Origin of the sequence: Marinobacter nauticus ATCC 49840 (assembly GCF_000284615.1) — a bacterium.
Taxonomy (GTDB): Bacteria; Pseudomonadota; Gammaproteobacteria; order Pseudomonadales; family Oleiphilaceae; genus Marinobacter; species Marinobacter nauticus.
In genome coordinates this window covers 2,205,922-2,232,584 of the sequence record NC_017067.1, presented here as the reverse complement: position 1 = coordinate 2,232,584, position 26,663 = coordinate 2,205,922, and the positions used below count along the sequence as shown (strand labels likewise).

Annotated in this window: 25 protein-coding genes, 1 tRNA gene and 1 pseudogene; 25 read left to right on the top strand and 2 right to left on the bottom strand. The window is 56.0% G+C overall.

The window, feature by feature from the left end:
* Positions 1–11: 11 nt before the first annotated feature.
* Positions 12–830: an NADPH-dependent 7-cyano-7-deazaguanine reductase QueF gene (gene queF, locus MARHY_RS10375; RefSeq protein WP_014421759.1), complete on the top strand. Its 819-nt coding sequence runs from the start codon at positions 12–14 to the stop codon at positions 828–830.
* Between the two features lie 9 nt (positions 831–839).
* Here queF and MARHY_RS10370 read toward each other — a convergent pair whose 3' ends face one another.
* On the bottom strand, positions 840–2,279 hold the full coding sequence (locus tag MARHY_RS10370; RefSeq protein ID WP_011784609.1) for an adenylate/guanylate cyclase domain-containing protein: 1,440 nt from the start codon (positions 2,277–2,279) through the stop codon (positions 840–842).
* 335 nt (positions 2,280–2,614) lie between these two features.
* Between MARHY_RS10370 and MARHY_RS10360 the strand changes: the two genes are divergently transcribed.
* The 18 genes and pseudogenes from MARHY_RS10360 (at position 2,615) to secF (ending at position 20,504) form a co-directional block, all read left to right on the top strand.
* Positions 2,615–3,196 carry a nitroreductase family protein gene (locus MARHY_RS10360; RefSeq protein WP_014421756.1) on the top strand — a complete coding sequence of 194 codons (582 nt, stop codon included), beginning with the start codon at positions 2,615–2,617 and terminating at the stop codon, positions 3,194–3,196.
* Positions 3,197–3,412: 216 nt separating this feature from the next.
* Positions 3,413–3,811, top strand: coding sequence for a flagellar basal body rod protein FlgB (flgB, locus tag MARHY_RS10355; protein ID WP_011784611.1), 399 nt, complete (start codon positions 3,413–3,415; stop codon positions 3,809–3,811).
* Positions 3,812–3,844: 33 nt separating this feature from the next.
* Positions 3,845–4,294, top strand: coding sequence for a flagellar basal body rod protein FlgC (gene flgC, locus MARHY_RS10350; protein WP_011784612.1), 450 nt, complete (start codon positions 3,845–3,847; stop codon positions 4,292–4,294).
* A 17-nt stretch (positions 4,295–4,311) separates the two neighbouring features.
* Complete coding sequence (locus tag MARHY_RS10345) at positions 4,312–4,989, top strand: flagellar hook assembly protein FlgD (RefSeq protein ID WP_011784613.1); 678 nt, start codon at positions 4,312–4,314, stop codon at positions 4,987–4,989.
* A gap of 28 nt (positions 4,990–5,017) precedes the next feature.
* Complete coding sequence (locus MARHY_RS10340) at positions 5,018–6,931, top strand: flagellar hook protein FlgE (RefSeq protein WP_014421755.1); 1,914 nt, start codon at positions 5,018–5,020, stop codon at positions 6,929–6,931.
* A gap of 76 nt (positions 6,932–7,007) precedes the next feature.
* Positions 7,008–7,760 carry a flagellar basal body rod protein FlgF gene (locus MARHY_RS10335; RefSeq protein WP_014421754.1) on the top strand — a complete coding sequence of 251 codons (753 nt, stop codon included), beginning with the start codon at positions 7,008–7,010 and terminating at the stop codon, positions 7,758–7,760.
* Between the two features lie 81 nt (positions 7,761–7,841).
* Positions 7,842–8,629, top strand: a pseudogene (gene flgG / locus MARHY_RS10330) (flagellar basal-body rod protein FlgG).
* Positions 8,630–8,632: 3 nt separating this feature from the next.
* Positions 8,633–9,334 (top strand): flagellar basal body L-ring protein FlgH, encoded by a 702-nt coding sequence (gene flgH, locus MARHY_RS10325; RefSeq protein ID WP_014421751.1) that lies wholly within the window; start codon positions 8,633–8,635, stop codon positions 9,332–9,334.
* Positions 9,331–10,425 (top strand): flagellar basal body P-ring protein FlgI, encoded by a 1,095-nt coding sequence (locus MARHY_RS10320; protein ID WP_014421750.1) that lies wholly within the window; start codon positions 9,331–9,333, stop codon positions 10,423–10,425. Before flgH ends, MARHY_RS10320 begins: the two co-directional genes overlap by 4 nt.
* 8 nt (positions 10,426–10,433) lie before the next feature.
* Positions 10,434–11,420 carry a flagellar assembly peptidoglycan hydrolase FlgJ gene (flgJ, locus tag MARHY_RS10315; RefSeq protein ID WP_014421749.1) on the top strand — a complete coding sequence of 329 codons (987 nt, stop codon included), beginning with the start codon at positions 10,434–10,436 and terminating at the stop codon, positions 11,418–11,420.
* Positions 11,421–11,426: 6 nt separating this feature from the next.
* Complete coding sequence (gene flgK, locus MARHY_RS10310; RefSeq protein ID WP_014421748.1) at positions 11,427–13,493, top strand: flagellar hook-associated protein FlgK; 2,067 nt, start codon at positions 11,427–11,429, stop codon at positions 13,491–13,493.
* Between the two features lie 16 nt (positions 13,494–13,509).
* Entirely contained in the window at positions 13,510–14,742 is a 1,233-nt protein-coding gene (gene flgL, locus MARHY_RS10305; protein WP_014421747.1) for a flagellar hook-associated protein FlgL, read from the top strand.
* Positions 14,743–14,825: 83 nt separating this feature from the next.
* A tRNA-Leu gene (locus MARHY_RS10300) sits at positions 14,826–14,912 on the top strand.
* Positions 14,913–14,953: 41 nt separating this feature from the next.
* A complete protein-coding gene (gene queA / locus MARHY_RS10295; protein ID WP_014421746.1) occupies positions 14,954–16,054 on the top strand; it encodes a tRNA preQ1(34) S-adenosylmethionine ribosyltransferase-isomerase QueA in 1,101 nt (366 codons plus the stop codon).
* Between the two features lie 14 nt (positions 16,055–16,068).
* On the top strand, positions 16,069–17,190 hold the full coding sequence (tgt, locus tag MARHY_RS10290; protein WP_014421745.1) for a tRNA guanosine(34) transglycosylase Tgt: 1,122 nt from the start codon (positions 16,069–16,071) through the stop codon (positions 17,188–17,190).
* Positions 17,191–17,231: 41 nt separating this feature from the next.
* On the top strand, positions 17,232–17,594 hold the full coding sequence (yajC, locus tag MARHY_RS10285; RefSeq protein ID WP_011784624.1) for a preprotein translocase subunit YajC: 363 nt from the start codon (positions 17,232–17,234) through the stop codon (positions 17,592–17,594).
* A gap of 92 nt (positions 17,595–17,686) precedes the next feature.
* Complete coding sequence (gene secD, locus MARHY_RS10280; protein WP_014421744.1) at positions 17,687–19,561, top strand: protein translocase subunit SecD; 1,875 nt, start codon at positions 17,687–17,689, stop codon at positions 19,559–19,561.
* Positions 19,554–20,504: a protein translocase subunit SecF gene (gene secF / locus MARHY_RS10275; protein ID WP_041654775.1), complete on the top strand. Its 951-nt coding sequence runs from the start codon at positions 19,554–19,556 to the stop codon at positions 20,502–20,504. The genes secD and secF overlap by 8 nt, the downstream gene beginning before the upstream one ends.
* A gap of 75 nt (positions 20,505–20,579) precedes the next feature.
* Here secF and MARHY_RS10270 read toward each other — a convergent pair whose 3' ends face one another.
* Positions 20,580–21,380, bottom strand: a complete 801-nt coding sequence (locus MARHY_RS10270) for an inositol monophosphatase family protein (protein WP_041654773.1) — start codon at positions 21,378–21,380, stop codon at positions 20,580–20,582.
* A gap of 191 nt (positions 21,381–21,571) precedes the next feature.
* On the opposite strand from MARHY_RS10270, the gene trmJ reads away from it, so the two are divergent.
* The 6 genes from trmJ (at position 21,572) to rlmN (ending at position 26,630) form a co-directional block, all read left to right on the top strand.
* Complete coding sequence (gene trmJ / locus MARHY_RS10265; protein WP_049756923.1) at positions 21,572–22,429, top strand: tRNA (cytosine(32)/uridine(32)-2'-O)-methyltransferase TrmJ; 858 nt, start codon at positions 21,572–21,574, stop codon at positions 22,427–22,429.
* Positions 22,430–22,433: 4 nt separating this feature from the next.
* Positions 22,434–23,213: a serine O-acetyltransferase gene (gene cysE / locus MARHY_RS10260; RefSeq protein WP_014421741.1), complete on the top strand. Its 780-nt coding sequence runs from the start codon at positions 22,434–22,436 to the stop codon at positions 23,211–23,213.
* Between the two features lie 78 nt (positions 23,214–23,291).
* Positions 23,292–23,789: a Fe-S cluster assembly transcriptional regulator IscR gene (gene iscR / locus MARHY_RS10255; RefSeq protein WP_011784630.1), complete on the top strand. Its 498-nt coding sequence runs from the start codon at positions 23,292–23,294 to the stop codon at positions 23,787–23,789.
* 20 nt (positions 23,790–23,809) lie between these two features.
* Positions 23,810–24,958: an IscS subfamily cysteine desulfurase gene (locus MARHY_RS10250; protein WP_014421740.1), complete on the top strand. Its 1,149-nt coding sequence runs from the start codon at positions 23,810–23,812 to the stop codon at positions 24,956–24,958.
* Between the two features lie 69 nt (positions 24,959–25,027).
* Positions 25,028–25,456, top strand: coding sequence for a nucleoside-diphosphate kinase (gene ndk, locus MARHY_RS10245; protein WP_011784632.1), 429 nt, complete (start codon positions 25,028–25,030; stop codon positions 25,454–25,456).
* Between the two features lie 64 nt (positions 25,457–25,520).
* Entirely contained in the window at positions 25,521–26,630 is a 1,110-nt protein-coding gene (rlmN, locus tag MARHY_RS10240) for a dual-specificity RNA methyltransferase RlmN (RefSeq protein WP_011784633.1), read from the top strand.
* Positions 26,631–26,663 lie beyond the last annotated feature (33 nt).

The window sequence follows — 26,663 nt, the reverse complement described above, 5'->3', positions numbered from 1 at the left end:
CCGGAACTGATATGGCTCTTGATAACGCGCCACTGGGCAAGTCCAGTGAATACCCTGATCAGTATGATCCGTCTCTGCTGTTCCCGGTGGCCCGGGAAGAAAACCGCCGGCGAATCGGCCTGGACGATGGTCGCTGGCCCTGGTTTGGCGAGGACATGTGGCAGGCGTGGGAAATCTCCTGGCTGAAGCCTGGCGGTGTACCGGCCGTGGCCTGGGGAGAAATCCGGTTTCCTGCGGCATCGCCTGCCATTATTGAGAGCAAATCCCTGAAGTTGTATCTGAACTCTCTGAATCAGGCGGTGTTCTCGTCTCCGGATCAAGTGGCCGAGACCATTACCCAGGATCTTTCGAGTGCCTGTGGTGCGGCGGTGGATGTGACGCTTCTGAGTGTGGATGACTCAGCGCCTGCAATCGGCCGGCCCGAAGGATACGAGTTGATCGATGATGAAACGCTAGAGCAGGTGGCCTACGACTATGCGCCTGAGTCGCTGACAACCAGCGAGCCGGTGGTCAGTGAAGGCTTGTGTTCACATCTTCTGAAAAGCAACTGTCCAGTGACCGGCCAACCCGACTGGGCCACGGTACTGATTCGCTATTCCGGGAGGAAGATTGATCGGGCAGGGTTGCTGCGCTATATCGTGAGCTTCCGTCAGAAACAGGATTTTCACGAACATTGTGTTGAAACCATCTTTACTGACTTGATGGCGAGGTGTCAGCCGGAATCCTTGATGGTGTGCGCCCGTTACACCCGGCGTGGTGGCCTGGATATCAACCCCTGGCGCAGCACGTGTGCTGAAGATGGTCCGGGGCCGCGGCTGGTTAGGCAGTAGCAGGCTCGGCTATTCGGTATCGTCTTCCTGACGCAGTCGGTCGGCTGCGTCTTCGAGGGCGCTGAGTATGGCTTTGCGCTCACGTTCGGTGACCTTATCGGAATCCAGGTACATGGCAAAGCCGCTGTGTTCGTGTTCCAGGAAGCTACGGTGAGGCCCCATGTCGCGCCGGAAATCCACCACCTCGTAGATGGGCACCGGCTTGCCAAAGCCTTTTACGGTAATCTCGCCCTTGTCCCGGCACATAATGCGGTCTTTGATCAGCGAGAAGGTCTCATACGACACCAGAATCTCGCCTGGTTCCGCCAGGGACTCCAGTCGGCTGGCGAGGTTCACTTCCTTGCCGATAATGGTGTAATCCATCCGGTTTTCGGCGCCGAAGTTACCAACCGTGGTGTAGCCGGTACTGATGCCCATGCGGATTTCCAGGGGCGTCTTGATGCCCTGGCTGCGCCATTTCTGGCGCATGATCTTCATGTGTTTGCGCATCTCGATGGCCATGGACACACACGAGAACGCATCTTCTTTCTGGCCGCGACTGGTCGGATCGCCAAAGAACACCATGATGGAATCGCCGACAAACTTGTCGATGGTGCCGCCGTATTTCAGGGCGACCTCTGACATTTCGTTGAAGTAGTGATTCAGAAGCTCGGTAAGGGCTTCCGGCTCCATCTCCTCCGACAGTTCAGTAAAGCCTTTTATGTCTGAGAAAAACACTGCGAGTTTCTTGCGCTGGGTTTCAAGCCGAACATCCCGTTCCCCGGTAAAGATGGACTGCCAGACCTGAGGCGACAGGTATTTCGAGAGCTTGTGGGACAGGGCGATGGACTGTTCCCGCTGGTTCTGAATCTGGGTCTTTGCCAGCAGCAGGGCCCGGGCCTGTTGGTGTGAGTAATAGGCGGTAACGCAGATGTACGTGCCTGTGGCCAAAATGGCGACGATGCTGGTGAGCAGGGGGGCTTCCAGATCGGCGGCGGTGCCGGTTGCCGCCACTGTGGCGGCCATGGCGGCCGACATGAGCGCTGTGCCGAACAACCATTGCCTGACGCCGCCCACGATCAGACAGCTGAACATCAGCATCAGGACAACCGATACCGACGGAATGGCGATCAATCCGATCAAGCCAATAAAGCTGCCTCCGATTATGCAGTCGAGGAACAGCATTTTTTGCCGAATCCGGGCTGAACGTCGCAGGAAGGTTCGCCGTGTAAGCACGTGCGCGAGATGAGGCCAGATCAGAGCGCCAGCCACCATCCAGAGAAGCAATTGGGGAAACACATCCTGAAGGACACCCGTGACAATAATGGCGGCAGTGGCGGTGTAGGCCAGTATCCGACCGTTGTAATCGGGCATCGGTGGAATCGCCACCGTGTGGTCGTAGATGTCGCCTTGCCCCAGCTTGCCGGTATTGCCGGTTACGCTGCGTAATTCAGCGGGTGCGCTCATCATTTTCAGAACCGGATCCTTCCGATAAGTATGTCGCGAAACATTCCCCAGTCTCCCATAAGGCAATAAACAGCCCACAAGACAACACTCAGAGCAAGCTTGCACTCAATAAAATGAAAGCGGAGGCAGTCAGCGCCACTGTGATCATCCAGGTGGTCCGGGTAGAATTCTGCAAAGTTGCGAAATGCCCGCTGGTCGCTCATTGTATGTTGCCGGTTCTTTATAATTGTTGGTTTGAACTACGACTAAAGATTAACAGCATTACGTAGAACTCACAATTCATCGGGGCCGCTTCCGGCCCAACCGAAAATCATGCAACCAATCAACAGCGAGACTGTATGAGTTCGATAACCCGTTTTATTCTGGATCGTGCTTCGGAGCCCCGTTTGCAGGCACCGGCACCACCGGTGTCTGTGGTTGATCAGGCCTTCCGGTGCGCGGCCCGGGCCCCGGATCATGCGTTGTTGAGGCCCTGGCGTTATCTCGTGATAGAGGGGGAAGGCCTGGCAGCTCTGGGCGACCTGTTTGCTGAATGCTGCCCGCCGGAGGCTTCTGATAAGGAGCGTGAGAAGGCCCGGAATGCTCCGGCTCGTGCACCCATGATTATTGTCGGTATTGCGTCGCCCCGTCATCATCCGAAGGTGCCGGAGGTGGAGCAGGTAATGTCGGCAGCGGCTGGTATGAGTTTTATCTCCCTGGCGCTGAATGATGCCGGCTACGGCGCCATGTGGCGAACCGGGCCTGTAGCTTATCATTCGTCGCTGCATGACGGTCTTGGGCTGCTGCCGGGCGAGTCCATTGTCGGTTTCCTCTATACCGGTACCGTTGCCAGTGAGAAACCATCGGTGCCCCGGCCGGATACCAAAGAGTATGTCTCAAGGTGGGCCGCGCCAGGGCGCACTTCCCCCTGGCAAGTCTGAGCCTCGATCAGCGGTAAGTCCGCCTGGGGAAACCCGTTGCCGCCCTCGTTGCGTTTAACCGGAATTTGCCGCTCATTTATTAGACAGTCCTCTTCGAAGCCCGCATTACAGCGGGCTTTTTCAATTCTGGCACTCTGCTTGCTTTAATCACTTCAGAACGCAAAACCGGCAAGTTCACAGGTTCAGCCTGGTCGGTGCAAAGATCTGGAGGCAGTAATGGCTATTACATTCGACAAAGCGCTTGGTATTCATGAGCACGCGCTGCAGGCGCGGGTCAAGCGGGCCGAAGTGCTGGCGAACAACCTGGCAAATGCCGACACCCCGGGCTACAAGGCCCGCGACGTGGATTTCCAGGCGATGATGCAGAAGGCGCAGGATTCCATGACGGGCTTTGGTATGACCACGACCCACAGTGGTCATATGGACACCTCCAGCCCCGGCGCTGACGGCGAGCTGCTGTACCGTACCCCGCACCAGCCATCAATTGATGGCAATACCGTGGATGCGCAGGCCGAGCAGACCCGTTTCATGCGCAACGCCATGGATTACCAGGCCAGCTTCCAGTTCCTGAGTAGTCGGTTTTCCGGCCTGACCAAGGCGCTGAAGGGCGAATAAGCCGCAGTCCGTACGAGATTTAAGGAGATTGTCATGTCACTGGGTAACATTTTCGACATCGCCGGTTCCGGCATGACCGCACAGTCACTGCGGCTCAACACCACCGCGTCTAACATTGCCAACGCAGAAACCGCCAGTTCGAGCACGGATACAACGTACCGTGCCCGCAAACCGGTGTTTGCCGCTATTCAGCAGGCCATGCTGAACCCTGATCAGCAGGGATTTGGTATGGGTTCCGAAGAGGGGCCCGGGGCAGGTGTTCGCGTTGAGGGGATTGTCGAGAGCGATGCAGAACTGCAGATGCGCTATGAGCCGAATCACCCTGCCGCGAACGAGGAAGGGTACGTTTATTACCCCAACGTGAACGTGGTTGAGGAAATGGCGGACATGATGTCGTCGTCCCGCAGTTTTCAGATGAATGTGGATGTCATGAACACCGCCAAATCCATGATGCAGCGAATTCTGACACTGGGTCAGCAGTAACAAGTGAGGATTAAGCCATGAGTGCAGTGAATTCCGCAGCCGCCTCAGACGTGCTGAGCCAGTACCAACTGAACCAGGAGGGCAAGACCCCTGGTGGCAACGAGCTGGGTAAAGACGCGTTTATGGAGCTGATGCTGGCGCAGCTCAAGAATCAGAACCCACTGGAGCCGCAGGACAACGGCGATTTTATCGCCCAGTTGGCCCAGTTCAGTTCACTGGAAGAAATGCAGAATCTGTCGGGCAGTGTCGACGATGTGGTTGGTCAGTTCCGGTCCAGCCAGGCCTTGCAGGCCTCGGCGATGGTAGGCAAAACCGTTCTGGCACCCTCCAGTGTGGGCATTTTGGGTAGCGAAGGCGAGATAACTGGCACCATTCAGGTGCCGGCTTCCACGGGTGGGCTGCGACTGTCGGTCATGAATCAAAGCGGTGAGTTAGTTCGCCAGATTGATATGGGCAGCAGCCAGGCTGGTGTGGTTTCGTTCCAGTGGGATGGGCAAGACGGCAACGGCAATCCTTTGCCGCCCGGCCCCTACTCGATTGTGGCGCAGGGCTCCTATCCCTCCGGATCGGAGCAGTTGGCGACCATGGTGAGCGCCAATGTCGACAGTGTGTCGTTGGGGCAGGGTGGTTCCATTACTCTGAATCTGGCCGGAATGGGCTCCATTCCGCTGTCTGAAGTCAAACAAATCAACTGATCCGGTGTCAGACCAGGAGGTATAAGTCATGGCATTTAACACAGGTTTGAGTGGTCTGCGCGCCGCTTCGGTGGATCTGGATGTCACCGGTAACAACATCGCCAACGCCAGTACCGTCGGCTTCAAAAGCAGCAAGGTACAGTTCGGTGATTTGTACGCCAGTGGTTTCCTGAGTGCCGGTACCAATCCGATTGGCGACGGCGTGCGGGTGCAGGACGTAAAGCAGTCATTCGGTCAGGGCAATATCAGCTTCACCGATAACGGCCTGGATATGGCTATCAGTGGTGATGGCTTCTTTATTCTGAACAATGGCGGTGAAATCCGTTACTCCCGGGCTGGCCAGTTCGGGATTGATAAAGAAGGCTATGTTGTTAATAACCAGAATATGAGGGTGCAGGGTTATACCGCTGATGATGATGGCAACCTGTCTGGCATCCGTGGTGACCTTCAGATTGAAACCGACAACCTGGCGCCCCGTCGCACAACGAACCTCCAGACCGATCTGAATCTGGATTCCCGAGAGACTGTGCTTGAGCGTCGCATCCGGGATTTTGATCCGATCGCGCTTGCAGATCTTCAAGGTTCCGGCTTTACCTTCGGCTACTCCGACGGCACCAGTGATTACACGGTACCGCAGATTGATGCCACGGCTTCTGCCAGTGATGCTGCCATTGCCATTAATGCTGCGCCGGGAGTAACGGCCACTGCCAGAACCGCAGCTTCCCTGACCGGTTTGACCGATAGCGATGTGAGCAGCGCCACCAATTTCCGGCTTGAAATCCGGATAGACGGATCTGCACCGATCCCGCTGAATCTGGAAAATGTATCCTCCCTGGAAGATGTGGCGGAAGCCATTAACGACACCAGCGACAATGCGATCTCGGCCTCGGTTGTCGATGATGACGAAGACCCCTCAACCCCCGATGTTTTGCGAATTATCCATAGTGGTGGGCAGCCGCTGGAGGTAGCCTACGGCGATGCTCCCACAGGTACTCCGCTCACCAACAACCAGCAATATGACGGTGAGGTGTTCGTTACCACCGATCGCAATGTTGAGCAGGTGACCACTGATTCAGGTAGCAACGCGTTTGAAGTCGCCTTCAATGCGACACCGTTTACCGTAACCAACGAATTCAATCCCATCGACCAGCGTACATACAACCACGCAACGTCGACCACCATATTTGACAGCCTGGGTAATTCCCACGAATTGACACAGTTCTATGTAAAAGAGCCATCTCCGGGTAACGGGGTGGGTCAGAGCCAGTGGTCTATCTACCTCCAGATTGACGGTGAACTGGTGGGTGGTACCGACCAGACGCCGTACACTGCCTTGTTTGACCAGGATGGCCAGTTGGAATCCATCAACGGTGATCCGAACGGTGAGTTGATTATTACCGACTGGGTGCCAAAGGATCCAAGCGGTGATCCGAACGGTGCTGACGGCCCACCGGCAAATCCCGGTGATGTGGTCAGCCCGATTCCTGAGCCGGCCACCAGTTCTGCGTTCGTTGTCAATCTGGCCAATACCACCCAATATGGCGCGGCATTTGGTGTTAACGATCAGCAGCAGAACGGCTACACCACCGGCCGTCTTTCAGGCCTCGATGTGTCCGACCAGGGCGTGATCTTCGCCCGGTATACCAATGGTCAGTCCAAGTCTCTGGGTCAGGTGGCCCTGGCTGCGTTCAATAACACTGACGGTCTTTCTCCGGTGGGTGACACCACATGGGTGGAAACCTTTGAATCCGGCCAGCCGGTGATTGGTGCTCCGGATACCGGCACGCTTGGTTCCATCAAGGCCAGCTCCGTAGAGGACTCCAATGTGGATCTTTCGGCAGAGCTGGTGAACCTGATCATTGCCCAGCGCAACTACCAGGCCAACGCCAAAACCATTGAAACCTCCGATGCGGTCACCCAGACCATCATCAACCTCCGATAATTTCGCGCCCTAGCGAACATGGCATGACTCCTGCAGGAAGACTGGAAACAGTCAAAATTCCGGCAGGAGTTTGCCCATGGACAAAGCCCTCTATATTGGAATGTCTGGCGCCAAGCAGAACATGCTGGCCCAGCGTGCCCATGCCAACAACCTGGCTAACGTCAATACCACCGGGTTCAAGAAGGATTTTGCCCAGGCCCGCAGTATGCCCGTGTTCGGTGAGCACCATCCCACCCGCGCCTACGCCATGACCGAGCGGCCCGGCACTGATCTCTCGCCCGGCGCTTTAATGGAGACCGGCCGCAAGCTGGATGTGGCGGTAGACGGCGGTGGCTGGCTCGCCGTTCAAAACAATCTGGGCGAAGAGGTATTCACCCGTACCGGTAGCTTACAGGTCGACGTGAACGGACTTGTGCGGCTGGCGAGTGGTGAGCTGGTTCTGGGTAACGGTGGGCCGGTGGCTCTTCCTCCTTTTGACAATCTTCAGGTTGGCTCGGACGGCACCATCTCCATTGTGCCGGTAGGTGGGCCGCCGGATCAGTTGGTGGATGTTGACCGACTGAAGCTTGTCAACCCACCGGCAGATGCACTTGAGAAAGGTCTGGATGGGTTCATTCGACGCAAGCCGGATCAGGCTCTGGATGGTCCAGAGCCACCGGATGCAGCCATGCGTGTCGCCACTGGTTTTCTCGAAAGTTCAAACGTGAATGCGGTGGAGGAAATGATCTCCAACCTGCAGTTGTCTCGCCAATACGAGATGCAGGTAAAGGTGATGTCGACCGCCAATGAAAATTCCGAGGCTACGGCACGACTGTTGCAGAACCTCTGATAACGATGATCAAACGCCATCGGTTGGCGGAGAGCGGCAAAAGATCGCCGCATCGTCCACCGGCAGGCAAGGAGTAAAACAATGCATCCAGCACTTTGGGTCAGTAAAACCGGGTTGAGCGCGCAGGACACCAACATGTCCACCATTTCCAACAACCTGGCCAATGTGAATACCACCGGCTTCAAGCGGGATAGGGCGGTGTTCCAGGATCTGCTGTATCAGATAAACCGTCAGCCCGGCGGGCAGAGCACTGAGAACACGCAGTTGCCCTCTGGCCTGCAGCTGGGGACCGGGGTCCGGATTGTTGGCACTGCCAAGCAATTCAGCCAGGGCAACCTGCAGATAACTGAACAGCCTCTGGATATGGCGGTGAATGGTCGGGGATTCTTTCAGATTCAGATGCCGGACGGACAGATCGCCTATACCCGGGATGGCCAGTTTCAACTGAACTCTGATGGCGATGTGGTCACACCGGATGGTTTTCCGCTTCAGCCGAATATCAATGTCCCGGAGAACGCCACCAATATCACCATTGGCAAAGATGGGACGGTCACCGCTATTACCGATGACCAGGCTGCGCCCGTCAATCTCGGGCAGATCACCCTGGTGGACTTCATCAACCCGCAGGGCTTGCAGGCCATCGGGAACAATCTGTTCAAGCAGACCAATGCCAGTGGTGATCCGGCTGAAGGTGAAGCCGGACTTCAGGTCTCGGGTCCATTGAGCAGGGCACCATTGAATCCTCCAACGTAGAGGTGGTGGAAGAACTGGTGAACATGATTACGACCCAGCGTGCCTATGAAATGAACTCCAAGGTGGTTTCGACCACAGACCAGATGCTTCAGTTCATCACCAACAATATCGGTTAAGCCATGAAACGCATTCAACGCAGTTTACACACTGAACGGCTGGCCACCCTGGCACTGGTGGGTGTGCTGATTGTGCTGCAGGGATGCACCGCCATGTCTCGCCCCCGGGCTATGCCGGACGATCCGGCCTACGCTCCGGTTCGTGCTCAATCAATGATGCAGCGCAACCCGGATTCCGGGGCAATTTACCAGGTGTCCAGGAATTACAATCTGTACGGCGATACCAAGGCACTCAACGTGGGTGACGTGCTCACGGTATTGCTGCAGGAATCCACCAGCGCCAGCAAGAACGCTGAAACCTCCATTACCAAGGATCAGGAACTGAGCATCCCTGAACCGAGCATCTTTGGAAAGACAAATATCGGCCTGAACGCTTCTGCCAATTTTGAGCGGGACTTTGAAGGCTCCGCCGAAGCAGACCAGAGCAACAGCCTGGCTGGCAGTATTACCGTAACAGTCACCGAGGTTCTGCCTAATGGTGTGCTTCGTGTCCGCGGTGAGAAGTGGTTGTCTCTCACCAATGGGGATGAATACATCCGGTTGACCGGTCTGGTTCGGCCACAGGATATCCAGCCGGATAATACCGTTGCCTCCAATCGTGTTGCAGATGCCCGGTTTGCCTACGGCGGTACCGGTGATTTTGACCAGGCCAACCAGATGGGCTGGCTGGCTCGCTTCTTTAACAGTGAGTGGTGGCCGCTATGATCCGCAAACTGATTGCTGTTTTTGCCCTTACGGCCCTGTGTGTGGCGCCGGTGATGGCTGACCGCCTGAAAGACCTGGCCAAGGTGAAAGGTGTGCGCAATAACCAGTTGATTGGTTATGGCCTGGTGGTCGGTCTTGACGGTACCGGCGACAAAGCGCCGTTTACCAACCAGACCTTCCGCAACATGATGAACCAGTTCGGAATAACCTTGCCGGATGGCGTGAACCCGAATCTGGCCAATGTGGCGGCCGTAACCGTAAGCGCGACTTTGCCAGCCTTTGCCAAAGCCGGGCAGGAGCTGGACATCACGGTTTCATCCATCGGAAATGCCGATAGCCTGCGTGGTGGAACCTTGTTGATGACACCGTTGAAAGGCGCAGACGGTCAGGTATATGCCATGGCACAAGGCAGCCTGGTGGTGGGCGGTTTTGGCGCCCAGGGCCAGGATGGTTCCCGGATTACCGTGAACGTACCCAGCGTCGGCAGAATTCCCAACGGCGCTACCATTGAGCGAGAGGTGGAATCGCCGTTCAACCGGGGCGATACCATCACCTTCAATCTGCTGCGTTCCGACTTTACCACGGCCCGCCGTGTGGTTGAGGCGATCAATGGTCGTCTGGGCCCGGACATGGCTTATGCACACGATGCCACTTCTATATCGGTGCGGGCACCCAGGGACCCATCACAGAGAGTCAGTTTTCTGTCCATTCTGGAGAACATTGAGGTCGATCCGGCTCAGGAAGCCGCAAGAGTGGTGATCAATAGCCGCACCGGTACCATCGTGGTCGGCCAGAATGTAAAAGTAAGCCCGGCTGCCATTACCCATGGCAACCTGACCGTGACTATTCAGGAAAACCCCGAGGTGGTGCAGCCCAATCCTCTGGCTCAGGGTGATACAGCCGTTCAGCAGAATACCCAGATCGCTGTGACGGAAGACCCGGCACGGATGTTCCAGTTCGGCCCGGCAACCACGCTTAACGAAATTGTTCAGGCTGTAAACCAGGTAGGGGCGGCGCCAGGCGATGTGATGGCGGTGCTTGAAGCACTCAAACAGGCTGGCGCGCTTCGTGCCGAATTGATTGTGATCTAGGTATCGCCATGCAGGATCCAAGACTACAGCAAGCCCAGGTCTACACCGATTTCAGTGGTCTGAATGCGCTGAAGACCCAGGCTCGAACTGACAAACAGGCTGCACTGGAGCAGGTTGCGAAGCAGTTCGAGAGCCTGTTCCTGTCAGAGATGCTCAAATCCATGCGCAAGGCAGGTGAGGTATTTGCCGAGGGAAACTACCTGAACAGCAATGAAAGCCAGATGTACCGGGATATGTTCGACAGCCAGATCAGCTTAAGTATGGCCGGTGGTACCGGTACCGGGCTGGCGGAAGCGCTGGTCCGGCAACTGAGTCAACAGATTCCGGGGCTCGGTGAGGATGGAGAGAAACTGGCGGGTCACAAGGGTGTCATTACCGATTACGACCGCAGTATGCCGGCGATTTCCAGAGAGTTGCCGGAGCGAATGGCAGAGGTGGCGGATGTAGCTGCGAAGGTAAAAGCAGAGCCAGCGCAGAAACCCGGCAAGCTGCCGGAGGTATTTGAGTCGCCAGAGCATTTTGTTGAGCAGCTGATGCCGTTCGCAGAGCAGATCGGAAAGGAGACCGGCATTGATCCGCGCCTGATGATTGCCCAGGCGGCGCTCGAAACCGGTTGGGGCAAACACATGATCAAAGGTGATGGTTCGCAGCCGAGTTTCAACCTGTTTGGCATCAAGGCAGACAGTCGTTGGAGCGGTGACGCTGTGAGCATTACCACTACCGAATTCCGGGGTGGCGTGGCGATGAAGGAACGGGCAGATTTCCGGGCCTATCCGGACTATGAAGCCAGCTTCCGGGACTACGTTGACTTCCTGCAAAACAATCCCCGTTACCGCGATGTTCTGTCATCGGCAGATCAGCCAGAAGTATTTGCCGAGAAACTGCAGGAAGCGGGTTATGCAACCGATCCGGAATACGGAGCCAAGATCCGTCGGATCATGAATCGTGATTCTCTGATGACACTGTCTATGAGCAGTGACAGAGTAAAGGAGTAACAGATCATGGCGGGCTTGATCGGTATTGGTCTGAGTGGGGTATTGGGGCACCAGGCGGCGCTCAATACCACTGCTAATAACATAACCAACGCAAACACTCCAGGTTACAGTCGCCAGGAGGTCCAGTTCGAGACCCAGGAAGGGCGGCGTACAGGTGCAGGGACCATCGGCAGTGGCGTATCCGTTGCCAATATCCGCCGGCTGGCAGATGCCTATCTGAGTCAGCAGTTACGTGAGGACACCACACTGTTTGGCGAGCAGAATGCTTTCAACGCTGAACTCACACGGCTGGATAACCTGTTAGGCGGCGAAGACACCGGTCTGAACAAAGCTCTGAACAACTTTTTCTCGGCTATGCAGAATGCCGCGGAAGACCCCACGTCGTTGCCACAACGCCAGTTGGTGCTGAGCGAAGCCCAGCAATTGGTGAATCGCTTTCAGGGCTTGAACCAGGAGTTCATCCAGCAGCGCGAATCGGTAAAAACCCAGATGCAGCAGGGCGTGAAAGATGCCAATACTCTGCTGAAGAGTATCGCTGAACTGAACCTGGCTATTTCTGAATCTCCGGGCCTGGCCCAGGGCAAGGAGCCCCTGGAGCTGATGGATAAGCGGGACGAGAAGTTGCGCCAGTTGTCTGAGCTGGTGAGCATTCGGGTAACGGAAGTTGAAGGCAGCCAGGTGAATGTGTCCCTGTCTAACGGTCTGGCTTTGGTTACCGGCGCCAATGCCGCAGAATTTGCGACCCGAAGCAGTGCGGAAGATCCCACGCGGCTGGAATTTACGCTCTCCAGTGGTGGGCGGACCCTGCTGGTGGATGAACAGATTCAGGGCGGAAAACTGGGTGGCTTGCGTGCCTTTGATGAAATGGCACTGAAGCCCGCCTTCGATGAGCTCGGCCGGCTGGCGATTGCCATCTCCTCGGCCATAAACCATCAGCATGAGATCGGGATGGACCTCGAAGGCGATCTCGGCGGTAACTTCTTCAGTGATGTGAACAGCCTCGCCGTACAACGCAGCAGGGTGGTGCCGAACGGCAATAACGACCGCACAACCACCGGCCAACTGGCCGTTGAGATTACCGACAGTTCCCAGTTGCCGGCTGGTACCTGGGAGCTGCAGTTCAGTGGTGATGGGCGCAGCTACGAGTTGATCGATACCATCTCGGGCGACACGGTGAAACAGGGCCGGCTTCCAGACCCGGTGCAGTCTGAAATCAACATGCCGGGCTTTAACATTCGTGTTGAAGGTGGCGAATTCAACGCAGGTGACAAGTACCTGATTCAGCCTAGTCGCAATGCTGCCGAAAACATGCAATTGAACATTCGGCGGGAGGAGGATCTTGCTTTTGCCAGCCCCGTTCGTGCGAGTTCCGATGATGGCAATCTGGGCACCGGCACGATCAACCAGGGCAACATGCTTAATGTCCGTAATCCCAATACCGGTGCTTTGCTGGATGACTTCCAGAATTCCGGTCAGTTTGCAGATGGTCCGATTACCGTAACCTTCAGTAATGATGGTGCGGGCAATATTACCTATGAAGTTGCCAACGATAGCGGCGTACTGTTTACCAGTGCCGCGGTGGACAACGATGGGGATGGAACACCGGATGTCTATGATCCCCAGAAGATCAATCAGATTTTCAGTACTCGTCCGGAAGACGAATCCAATGGTCAGTATCGGGGTTTCGTTTTCGAGATAACAGGTGAGCCCGCAGACGGTGATGTATTCACCATCGACTTCAACCGCAATGGCGTTTCTGATAACCGAAACGCCGAGCTGATGGCGGCCCTTGGTACCAAGAATACCCTGAATGGCGGTTCCCAGAACTTTACCGAGGGCTATGCCGGCCTGGTAGAGGATATCGGGGTGAAAACCCGTCAGAGCCAGTTGGATAAAGATGCCGGTGCAACGCTGCTGGAGCAGTCCACCAATCAGCGAGAATCGGTCTCGGGCGTCAATCTGGACGAAGAGGCTGGCAAGCTGATTCAGTACCAGGCTGCGTACAACGCATCGGCCCAGGTTATGTCTGTGGCGCAGGATCTTTTTAACACGTTGCTGCAGAGCTTCCGTTAAGGCGAGGTGATGTCACATGATCAGAATATCATCACAACAGATTTTCTCCGGCGGCATTAATCGTCTGCAGGACATCAACAGCAACCTGATTGATACGCAGCAACAGCTATCGACCGGTAAGAAAGTGAACAAACCGTCGGATGATCCGGTGGCGGCCGCTCGCATTCTGAAGCTTGACCAGGAGCTTCAGCGTTCGGAAACCTATGGTCGGAATGCCAATCTTGCCGATAACCGGCTGAAGCAGGAAGAAAGCACCCTGGCCAGCGCCGTGGACATTATCCAGAGGGTGAGGGAGCTGACGGTTCAGGCCGGTAATGGTTCTCTGTCTGCCAATGATCGGCAGTCCATCTCTGCCGAACTCAAGGAGCGTCTGGGTCAGCTCGCCAATATTGCGAATACCCGGGATGCGTCAGGAGAGTATATCTTCAGTGGCTTCCAGGGCAGCACTCCCGCCTTTGCCCAGAATGACGATGGCAAATGGGTTTACCAGGGAGACGAAGGGCAGCGGGTTCTGGAAATTGATGATGGTGTGACCGTTCCCATCAGTGATCACGGTAAAGGCATCTTCGTAGACGTAGCCAAAGGGGTTTTCGCTAAAGGATCAACCTCTGTGGATGGATATATATCCGATCTCGAGTTTGTTGCACCCAAGGATATGACAGACGCTTTCAGCCCCAGGGTGCCTGACGATTTTGATATCGCCGTCACCGCCAATGGAGCGGGCGACCTGGAAATATCAGCCTCCTATACACGAGGTGGAACCACCTATCCTTTGGCCGTTGAGCCAGCGGGCGCCCTGGTTGGCGACGAGTTTCAGGTTGCAGGGGTGAAGTTAACGATTAACGATGCGCAGGATGGCGATACGTTTACGCTGGGCGTGAATGATAAACAATCTGTCTTTGGTACCATCGAGAACCTGATTGCCGGCCTGGACGGAATTTCCAAAACAACGCCCAAGAGCAGTGCCGAGTACGATGCGCTGATCGCCGAAACCCTGGTCAATCTCGATAACGCCCAGGAGTCGATCATTCTCAAGCAAACCGAGCTTGGTGGCCGGCTCAACGCAGTGGAGTCCACCACCGCGTTTCTTGAGGATTCGGAACTCTACACCAAAGAGATTCGTTCCCAGCTACAGGATGTCGATTACGCCGAGGCCATCAGCAACCTCAGTTTCCAGAGCTTCGTATTGCAGGCTGCTCAGCAGTCGTTTGCACAGGTTTCCCAGCTGTCCCTGTTCGATCGACTCTAATTCACTGTGCCGGCGGGTGATTTTTGCCTGCCGGCTGGTTGCTTTCGGGCTCTGGCTCAGTATAATCCCTCCCACTCTCCGATGGCGGCGTGGTGAAATTGGTAGACACGACGGATTCAAAATCCGTTGGGGTAAAACCCGTGGCGGTTCGAGTCCGCCCGCCGCTACCACTTATAGGCCGCAACCTGCGGCATCGTGAATAGCCCGGCCCATGAACGTCTCCGATTTTCATTTTGATCTGCCGGACGAGCTTATCGCCCGTTATCCGCTTAAAGAACGCAGTGCCTCACGCCTGCTCAGTCTTGACGGCCTTTCCGGCCAGACCAGTCATCTGAAATTTACTGACCTTCCGGATCTGCTCCAGCCCGGGGACCTCCTGGTATTCAACAATACCCGTGTTATTCCGGCCCGGTTGTTTGGCCAGAAGGAAACCGGTGGCAAAGTTGAAATACTGGTTGAGCGTTTACTGGGTGAAAAGGAATTGCTCGCCCATACCCGTTCTTCCAAATCTCCCAAGGAAGGCCAGCGACTATTGCTGGAAGATGGAACCGCACTGCGAATGCTGGCGCGGGAAGATGCGCTCTTTCATTTCGTCTATGAAGGTGATGAGGCGTTTCTGGATGTGCTCGAGCGTATCGGTCACATGCCTTTACCGCCTTACATGGAACGGGAAGATGAGCAGTCGGATCGTGAGCGCTATCAGACCGTCTATGCCAAGGAGGCGGGCGCCGTGGCTGCACCCACTGCCGGGCTGCACTTTGATGATGTCGTGCTGTCTGCCCTGAAAGCGAAGGGCATTGAGTTTGCATACGTTACGTTGCACGTTGGCGCTGGCACCTTTCAGCCGGTACGGGTCGACAAGATCGAAGATCATGTCATGCACAGTGAAATCGCCCATGTGCCGGAAGAGACGGTAAACGCCGTCAATGAGGCCCGCGCTCGGGGTGGCCGGGTCGTTGCCGTGGGTACCACTTCCGTCCGCTCTCTGGAGTCGGCCAGCCGGGCAGGGCGTTTGCAGGAGTTCCGGGGCGATACGGATATCTTCATCTACCCTGGTTACCGTTTCCAGACCGTGGACGCCATGATCACCAACTTCCATTTGCCGGAGTCCACACTGATCATGCTGGTCAGTGCGTTTGCAGGCTATAACAACATCATGTCTGCGTATCGCGAGGCGGTGGAGCAAAAGTACCGGTTTTTCAGCTACGGCGATGCCATGTTTCTTACCGCTCAGGAGCCCAGCCGGGGCATGATGCTGGGAACGGATTCCGCCGAGCCACATCAAACCGAATCCCGTGGAGAATCACAGTGAGTGAATCCTGTTTTATGTCCTTCGAGAAACTCGGAGAAGATGGCAAGGCCCGTCGTGGCCGACTGACGTTTCCCCGAGGCGTAGTGGAGACTCCGGCATTCATGCCGGTAGGCACCTATGGCACTGTAAAGGGAATGCTGCCCCGGGACATCGAGGAAATCGGTGCCCATATTATTCTGGGCAATACGTTTCACCTGATGCTGCGCCCCGGCACGGAAGTGGTCAAAGCCCACGGCGACCTGCACGACTTCACCCAGTGGCAGGGGCCAATTCTGACGGATTCCGGCGGTTTCCAGGTTTTCAGTCTGGGCGAGATGCGCAAGATTACCGAGCAGGGTGTGACTTTCCGGTCTCCGGTTGATGGTTCCAAAGTCGAGCTGTCACCGGAAATCGCGATTCAGGTTCAGCGTGATCTGGGCTCTGACATCGTGATGATTTTCGACGAATGCACGCCGTATCCGGCAACGGAAAAGCAGGCGAAAGAGTCCATGGAACTCTCGCTGCGCTGGGCCGAGCGCAGTAAGAGAGCCCACGAGGGCAATCCGGCGGCGCTGTTTGGCATCGTACAGGGCGGTATGTATGAGTCGCTCCGGGATCAGTCCCTGGAGGGTCTGGAAAAGATTGGTTTCGATGGCTATGCCATTGGCGGCCTGTCGGTGGGCGAGCCGAAAGAAGACATGATCCGGATCCTGGATCACCTGCCGCCGAAGATGCCGGAAGACAAGCCACGCTACCTGATGGGCGTTGGTCGCCCTGAGGATATCGTTGAGGCGGTGCGCCGCGGTGTCGATATGTTCGACTGTGTGATGCCAACCCGTAATGCACGCAATGGCTATCTGTTTACCTCCACCGGTATTGTCAAAATCCGCAATGCCAAAAACCGTCACGACACCGGACCGCTGGACGAGCGTTGTGACTGCTATACCTGTAAGCATTTTTCCAAGAGCTACCTGCATCATCTTGATAAGTGCGGAGAAATGCTCGGGTCGCAGCTCAATACCATTCATAACCTGAGGTTCTATCAGAACCTGATGAGTGGATTGCGTGGGGCCATTGAAGCAGGTACATTGTCGGACTTTGTAAGCGAATTCTATGCCTTACGGGGCGAAACCGTTCCGCCTCTGGGCGATTCCTGAACAAATTTTGCTTTAAATCTGTCAATAAACGGAGAACCTGAATGAAATCAGTCAAATTGCTCATCGCTGGCTTGCTGTCTCTGATGCCTGCTCTGGCCTCGGCTCAGGAAGCGGGTGCCCAGGGAATGAGCGTGATGGGTCAGATCATCTTTTTCGCCGGCTTCATCCTGATTTTCTATTTCCTGATCTGGCGTCCGCAGTCCAAGCGTGCAAAAGAGCATAAGGCCCTGATGTCCGGCCTGAACAAGGGTGATGAAGTGGTTACCTCTGGTGGCGTCGCTGGCAAGATTACCAAAGTAACCGACGACTTCATTGTTCTGGAAGTAGCAGATAACGTTGAAATGAAGGTTCAGAAAGTTGCCGTTGCTGCGGCTCTGCCGAAAGGCACTCTCAAGGACATCTGAGCTGGTTTCCAGGCGCATCCAAGATGCGCCTGTTCATTTTCTGACTGGCTGAAACACCAAGACCGGCACTTCTGCCGGCTCGAAGGATTCTCATGCTGAACAAGTATCCTCTCTGGAAAAACCTGGTCATCGTGTTCGCACTGGTGATTGGTTTTATCTACGCCTTACCGAACTTTTTCCCTGACGATTACGCTATCCAGATCACCGGCGCCCGTGGCAGCACCGAAGTTGAGCAGCGAGTGCTTGATCGCGCCCTTGCCAAGCTTGAGCAGGAAGGTATCGAAGTAAAATCAAGCCTGTTGGAAGAGCGTGACGCGCTGATCCGCCTCACCAGCTCTGATGACCAGCTGCGGGCACGCCCCGCTGTTCAGGCGGCTCTTGGCAACGAATACCTGGTGGCCCTGAATATGGCGCCGTCAACGCCGGGCTGGCTGCGTAGCCTTGGAGCAGGCCCAATGAAACTGGGGCTGGATTTACGTGGTGGTGTTCACTTCCTGTTGGAGGTGGATATGGAAACGGCTTTGAATCAGCGTCTGGAAGCGTTGTCTGGTCAGATCAAGCGAGAGCTGAGGGAAGAGCGCATCCGCTACCGCGGTGGCGACATTGAGGATCAGGCCCGCATTGTACTGAGCTTCCGTGACGAAGCTGCACGTAGCGAGGCGTTTGAGCTGGTTCGCGATCAGTACAACGAGTTCCTGTTGGATGAGACAACAGAAGGTGAAGAATTTCTGCTGACGCTGACACTGTCCGAAGCAGAAGTTCGGAACATCCAGGAATACGCTCTTGAACAGAACCTGACCACCATCCGCAACCGGGTGAATGAACTGGGCGTGGCCGAGCCGCTGGTTCAGCGTCAGGGGGCAGACCGCATTATTGTAGAGCTGCCAGGTGTGCAGGATACCGCTCAGGCCAAGCGTGTACTTGGCGCGACGGCTAACCTGGAATTCCGGATGGAAGCTCGGCAGGATGCGCCGTCCGCCGAGACCGAACAGTTTCCTTTCCGGGATAATCCACAGCGTACCGCTCGTCTTGAGCGGGATGTGATTGCCACTGGTAACAACGTTGCCAATGCCCAGCAGGCGTTCGATGAGAATGGCCAGCCGCAGGTCAATATCACCATGGACTCCGTTGGTGGTGACCTGATGAATCGGGCGACACGCAATAGCATCGGCCGCCGTATGGCAGTGTTGTTCATTGAATACCGCACCGAAACCGAGACCCGGGAAGTTAACGGAGAAATCGTTGAAACTGAAAACCGGGTCGTGGAAAAAGGCATTATCAGCCTGGCGACAGTGCAGTCAGCGCTGGGGAGCAGCTTCCGGATTACTGGTCTGGATTCCATCCCCGAAGCGGCTGAGCTCGCACTGCTGCTGAGGGCCGGTGCTCTGGCTGCGCCCATGTACTTTGTGCAGGAGCGCACCATCGGGCCAAGCCTGGGGCAGAAGAATATCGATGCCGGGATGATGTCGGTGATGCTCGGCTTCGGGCTGGTGTTGCTTTACATGCTGGTGTTCTACCGCGGCTTCGGATTGGTGGCCAATGTTGCGCTGACGCTTAACCTGATGTTGCTGGTTGCATGCATGTCAATCCTATCTGCCACGCTGACGTTGCCGGGTATCGCGGGTATCGTTCTTACGGTGGGTATGGCCGTTGATGCGAACGTTCTGATCTTTGAGCGTATCAAGGAAGAGCTGAAGGCGGGGGTGCCGCCACAAAGCGCCATTAATGCCGGTTATGGTCGCGCCTTTGTGTCGATTTTCGATGCCAATATCACAACCCTTCTGGTTGCCGTCATTCTGTTTGCCATGGGCTCCGGACCGGTGAAGGGCTTCGCAGTTACCCTGTGTATCGGTATTCTCACTTCCATGTTCTCGGGCCTGATGGTGAGCCGCGGCATAGTGAATCTGGTTTATGGCGGTCGCAGGGTCGAGAAATTGTCCATCGGGGGGAAGCTTGAAAATGCCTGATATGGAAAAGCAGCCGTTTGATTTCATGGGCTTGCGGAAGATAGCTTCCGTACTTTCTATTGTTTTGGTGGTGGCCTCCATTGCGCTGTTGGGGGTGCGTGGCCTGAATCTGGGTATGGACTTTACCGGGGGAACCTCGGTGGAGCTCGAATACGCTGAAGCTCCTAGCCTGGACGGAATCAGAAACACCCTTACCGAGGCGGGGTACGAGCAGTTTGCGGTTCAGAATTTCGGAGCCGATACTACGGTACTGATCCGGATGGCCGAGGCCGGGAATGACGAACTGGCGCTGGAAGTGGCCGGCGTGCTGGCGGCGGACGGAGCTGACCTTGAGTTGGTCAGCTCTGAATTTGTCGGTTCTCAGGTGGGCGAAGAGCTCAAAGAAGACAGTGGGCTGGGGCTGCTGATCGCCCTCGCGGTGGTACTGATCTACGTGGGTATGCGCTTCCAGTTCAAGTTTGGTATCGCCTCGGTGATTCCTCTGGCGCACGACGTCATCATTGTTCTGGGGGTGTTCGCGCTGTTTCAGTGGACCTTCGACCTGACGGTGCTGGCGGCGTTGCTGGCGGTTATCGGGTATTCCCTGAACGATACCATCGTTGTTGCTGACCGGATTCGGGAGAACTTCCGAAAAATGCGCGTAGGTGAGGCTTGGGACATTATCAACCAGTCGATCCACGAGACCATTACCCGAACCATTAATACTTCTGGTACCACGCTGGTTGTGTTGCTGGCGCTGTATTTCCTGGGTGGCGAAGCGATCAATAACTTTGCGCTTGCCTTGATTATCGGTGTTGTTGTCGGTACCTATTCGTCCATCTACGTGTCCGCGAATATGTTGATGGTGATGGGCGTGACCCGCGAAGATCTGATGGTTCCCGCGAAAGAGGGTACCGGTGAGGAAGAAGAGGAGCAGCCGCCGGAGTGGTTGAACCGGATGTAAGCTCCGGGTCTTTTCCAGGCCACAAAAAAACCGCCATCCGTGAGGAGTGGCGGTTTTTTTGTGGCCCTGTCTTTCTTAACGCGGCAGTCGACCCCGGAAGGGGTGCAGCGTTTTGAGCAGTTCCCGGAACAGCTTTGGATTGGCGACGACCAGTTGTCTGGCGGCTCCAACCGCGGGGTTGCCGGAGAAGTCACCGGTCAGGGCGCCGGACTCCATGGCCAGTGTTACGCCGAGATCAAAATCTGCTGCCTGTGGTCGGAAGATCACGGCCGCATCCAGCAGGCCAGCAGACACTCGCGCGATATCGAGTGTCACGCAGCCCGAGGTACGGAACATGGCGGTGTCGCGAGCCAGGACGGCTGCCATCTCGCCCCAGATCATGGGGTCATCGCCCTGGCGGGCCTGGTCGAGGAGGTTGGTGGCCAGTGCTGCCTTGGCGGGCACTTTTACTTCGGACGTGCGCACGCGGCGGCTGTTCAGGACAGCGCCGTGGCCTCGGCTGGCAGAGTACTCTTCGCCGGTAATCGGGTTAACCAGCAGCAGGTTTTCGGTGCGGTTGTTCTTTTTCTGGGCCAGGGCAAGAACAAATTCGGGAATGCCTCGCACAAAATTGTCGCGGCCGAGAACCGGGAATATGTGCCAGCTTTTATCGTGGTTGCCGGCGTCGGACTCGCCCAGAGGCGCGATCACATGATCCTTGTAGGCCTTTTCCAGTTGTTCGGTGAAGTTGTCGTAAATGGACTGCTCCACTCGCTCCAGTTGCCGGTGGCGTTCGGACTCGTCCTTACCGTTAGGCTCCTGGCGCTCGAAATGGGCTTTCAGGTAGTCAGATCCCTGGCGGGCAACGCGCAGGGCCATTTTAATTGCTGGTTGCATCTGAGTGTTCATTATCCGGGTGTGTGAAGGCCGGCCATGATAGCAAAAACTGCCCCGCCTTGTACGTTTTTTGGCTTAGCAAAAGCACGGATACCACGGGGTTGCGGCATTTCCGGAGAGCAGGTTGGCCGGTAATTCTGGTATCATGCCGCTCTTTTATCACTTTTCTTGAAGTAACAGGCCCGATGACCATGAACAAGCCCGCGCTGCCGGTGGAAAGCACTGATACCTACCATGATCAGGTTCGCATCGTCCTGGTGGAAACTACCCACTCGGGCAATATTGGCGCCGTCGCCCGCGCCATGAAAAACATGGGGCTTGGAAATCTATGGCTGGTTAACCCAAAGTCGTTTCCGGACGAAGCCTCTTATGCCCGGGCTTCATCGGCGTCGGATGTGCTGGATCGGGCTCAGGTGGTTTCCAGTCTTGACGAGGCGTTGTCAGACTGTGTCCTGGTGATGGGTACCAGTGCACGCGGGCGGAAGGTTCCCTGGCCCGTTATTTCCCCGCCCCAGGCTGCCGTCACCGCGGCGGAAAACAGTGCTCGTGGTCCTGTCGCCCTGGTGTTTGGGCGTGAGAGCAATGGGTTGTCCAATGAAGAGCTTCAGCGCTGCCATTATCACATCCATATCCCCTCGAACCCGGACTACAGCTCACTGAATCTGGCAATGGCGGTGCAGGTGGTTTGTTATGAATTGCGGATGCATTATCTTCGTGGGCTTGAAGAGGTGGAAAGCAGTCCCTACCTTGAGTCCATGGTCGAACCCGGGGACCGCGGATGGGATGTGCCGCCCGCAACGGTGAATGATGTTGAAGGATTTTTCGGTCATCTCGAGCAGGTATTGCAGGATGTGGATTTTCACCGCCGGGAGAATCCCAGGCAGTTGATGACACGGTTGCGCCGGTTGTTTCAGCGGGCAAAGCTGGACCAGATGGAAATCAATATTCTCCGGGGTATTCTGACATCGGTTCAGAAGGCCACCGTTGCCCGCGAAGGGGTTGGCAGGAACACGACAGCGGCTGGTGCCGTGGATGAGGGGCAGGAATAACGTCATGTTTGAGCGTTTACGGGAAGATGTAAAAAGCGTATTTCACCGTGATCCGGCGGCCAGGAACACCTTTGAGGTGTTAACCAACTACCCGGGATTGCACGCGCTGTTGTTTCATCGCTTCTCCCACTGGCTGTGGAGCATGGGGCTGAAGTGGCTGGCGCGGACGATTTCTACGCTGGCGAGATGGTTTACCGGTATCGAGATTCATCCTGGCGCAACCATTGGTCGCCGCTTCTTTATCGACCATGGCATGGGTGTGGTGATTGGTGAAACCACGGTGATTGGAGACGATGTCACGCTCTACCAGGGCGTCACGCTTGGCGGCACCAGCTGGAACAAGGGCAAGCGGCATCCAACCATCGGTAATGGTGTGGTAGTGGGTGCCGGCGCAAAGATTCTTGGGCCATTTGAAGTGGGTGAGGGTGCGAAGATCGGCTCCAACTCTGTGGTAACTAAGGCGGTTCCGCCTGGCGCAACCGTGGTAGGCATCCCGGGAAGGGTCATCGTCAAGCGTAAAGGTGAAGACGACGTGCGCCGCAAGGAGATGGAGGAGCGTATGGGCTTCGACGCCTACGGCGTAACCGAGGAAATGCCGGACCCGGTCGCAAGATCGGTCAGGGCATTGCTGGACCACATGCATGCGGTGGATGATCGGATTGAGAATATGTGCAAGGCGCTTCGCAAGGTGAACGCCGAGTATCAGAATGGCGAGCTGCCTCCCTTGCATGATGAGGATTTCGACTGCGTTCGCGATGAGTCTGATGAGCGGGAGCGTGGCTGAATACTTGACTGTTTTAGTTGGTCAATTCATACTCGCTCCAGTGAATCGAGATTCAATCCCATCATTGGGGCTGAGGTTATGAAACTGACCACGAAAGGCCGCTATGCCGTTACGGCAATGCTGGATCTTGCGCTGCATGCAGGGCAGGGGCCGGTGAGTCTGGCGGATATTTCAGCCCGACAGGAAATATCCCTTTCTTACCTGGAGCAGCTGTTCTCTCGACTGCGCAGGCAGAAATTGGTGGTAAGTGTACGCGGCCCCGGTGGCGGTTATCGCCTGAGTCGCTCCGCAGATGAGGTTTTCGTGGCCGAAGTGGTCGACGCTGTGAGTGAGTCCCTTGATACTACGCGTTGCGGTAACAAAGGTGACTGCCAGAACGGCGAGAAATGCCTTACCCACCATCTCTGGTCTGATCTCAGTGACCAGATTCATCAATTCCTGAGTGAAATCAGTCTCGGGGATCTGATGCGCAAACACGAAATCCGGCAAGTGGCTGATCGTCAGAACCGCAAGCAGTCTGATGAAAGTGCCGACGCTATCAATACCCAAAGACTGACTGACCAGGCCACGGCCTGATAACCCGACCTCTTTTGCCTATGAAAAAGCCCGTCTATCTGGACTATGCGGCGACGACGCCCGTTGATCCCGCCGTTGCTGAAGACATGATGAAGTACCTGACCCTGGATGGGGTGTTTGGCAATCCGGCTTCCCGCTCTCATGGTTATGGCTGGCAGGCCGAAGCCGCCGTTGAAAATGCTCGTCGACAGGTGGCGGATCTGATCCACGCAGACCCCCGGGAGATTGTCTGGACTTCCGGAGCCACAGAATCTGACAATCTTGCCATCAAGGGTGTGGCGGAGCTACGCGATAATCCCCATATCGTGACATCCCGCATTGAGCACAAGGCTGTCATTGATACCTGTAAGTGGCTGGAGCAGCAGGGCATTGAGGTTACCTGGCTGGAGCCGGGAGTTGATGGCAGGGTGTCCGTTGAGGCGGTCGAATCCGCCCTTCGGGATAATACGGCCCTGGTCAGCCTGATGATGGTCAACAATGAGCTTGGGTCGCTGACCGACATCCGCGCAATCGGCCGGTGCTTGAGAAAGCGTGGCGTGCTGTTTCATGTTGATGCCGCCCAGGCCGCCGGCAAGCTGCCAGTGGATGTTGCGGATCTTGAGGTGGATTTGCTCTCTCTTTCGGCTCACAAGGTTTATGGCCCGAAAGGCGTAGGGGCGCTGTATGTCCGGCGAGCGCCGGAGGTTCGCATTGCAGCACAGATGCATGGCGGCGGACATGAGCGCGGCATGCGATCGGGCACACTGGCCACGCATCAGATCGTGGGCATGGGGCGGGCCTTCGAGCTGGCACGTACCGGGCTTGATGCCGAAATAAGTAAACTGGAACAGATGCGCGCGGCGTTCCTGGACGGGCTTGAGGGGCTTGATGGAGTTCACTTTAATGGCAGTCGGGAACATCGTGTGCCGGGTATTGTCAATCTGTCGTTTGAGGGTGTTGAAGCCGAGTCGTTGATGCTCGGCCTTCGCAACCTTGCGGTGTCCTCGGGCTCCGCCTGCGCTTCAGCAACGGTCGAGCCTTCTTATGTATTGCGAGGAATAGGCGTCAGCGATGAGCTGGCTCACCGGGCGCTCAGGTTCTCCTTTGGCAGGTTCACCACCGAAGAGGAGGTTGCATTTGCCTGTTCCCAGATTGTTGAAGTTGTGGAGCGACTTCGCTCGGTGCGGTAGGCAGTTGCACCCTGACTGCGTATAATCCCACCTCTGAATTTTCAACCCTGAACTAACTGGAGAAATACCATGGCAAACGAGCGCACGCTCTCCATTATCAAGCCCGACGCAGTCGCCAAGAACGTGATCGGCGAAATCTACAGCCGTTTCGAGAAGGCGGACCTGAAAATCGTTGCTGCCAAGATGATGCACCTTACTCAGGAGCAGGCTGAGGGCTTTTACGCCGAGCACAAAGAGCGCCCGTTCTTTAATGATCTGGTTGCATTCATGACCTCTGGCCCGGTTGTGGTTCAGGTGCTGGAAGGCGAGGGCGCTATCCTGAAGAATCGTGAGCTGATGGGTGCTACCAACCCTAAAGAAGCGGAAGCTGGCACCATTCGTGCGGATTTTGCTTCCTCCATCGACGCCAACGCTGTCCATGGTTCTGACTCTGCTGCCTCCGCTGAGCGTGAAGTGGCTTATTTCTTCAACGACAACGAAATCTGCCCGCGCGGCTGAGGTTGTTGTTTCAGGGGTGCCCGGCAGGGTGCCCCTGAATTGGTTATCTGATCGAGGTTATGTGATGACGGGCGCCGCCGAAAAAGTCAATCTTCTGGGAATGCCCAAGGCAAAACTGGAGGCGTTTTTTGAAACCCTGGGGGAAAAGCGTTTCCGTGCCCAGCAGGTTCTCCAGTGGATGCATCAGCGTGGTGTTGATGACTTCGATCAAATGACCAATATGAGCAAGTCGCTGCGCGAACAGCTCAAGGAAGTTGCCGAGATTCGTGGCCCCGAGGTCGTCTATGATGAGACATCAAAAGACGGTACCCGGAAATGGGTCATGCGCATGGATAACGGCAACAGCGTTGAAACCGTCCTGATTCCGGATGGCGAGCGTGGAACCCTCTGCGTGTCCTCGCAAATCGGTTGCAGTCTCGACTGTACCTTCTGCTCCACCGGCAAGCGTGGTTTTAACCGCAATCTGACGGCCGCCGAGATCATTGGCCAGGTGTGGGTTGCACGACGGGCGTTCATGCCGTTCGATCCCAATGACCGGCCTATCACCAACGTGGTGATGATGGGGATGGGCGAGCCCCTGCTTAATTTTGAGAACGTGGTCGATGCCATGAATCTCATGATGGAAGATCTCGCTTACGGCATCTCAAAGCGTCGGGTGACGCTCAGTACATCCGGAGTGGTGCCAGCACTGGATCGTCTCGGCGAAGTTACCGATGTTTCACTGGCCATCTCACTCCATGCACCTAATGATGAATTGAGAAACCAGTTGGTTCCTCTGAACAAGAAATACCCGATTGCCGAACTGCTGGCCGCGACCCGGCGCTACCTTTCACGACTGCCGGACAAGCGCAAGGCCACGATTGAGTACACGGTGATTGAGGGAGTGAATGATCAACCGGAACATGCCCGGGAGCTGGTGGTGTTGTTAAAAGGGTTGCCCTGCAAGATCAACCTGATTCCGTTCAATCCGTTTCCGGAAAGTGATTTCCGCCGGCCAAGCATGAACGCAACCCGGAGGTTCCAGACCGTGCTCAACGAGGCCGGTTATGTCACGACAATCCGCACCACCCGCGGAGACGATATCGATGCCGCCTGCGGTCAGTTGGTAGGGCGGGTCGAAGACCGGACGCGCAGAAGCCAACGTTATATCGCAGTACAACAGGTCAACCCCTGATAACCGTCGGGTGGAGACAACAGGAGAAGGTGT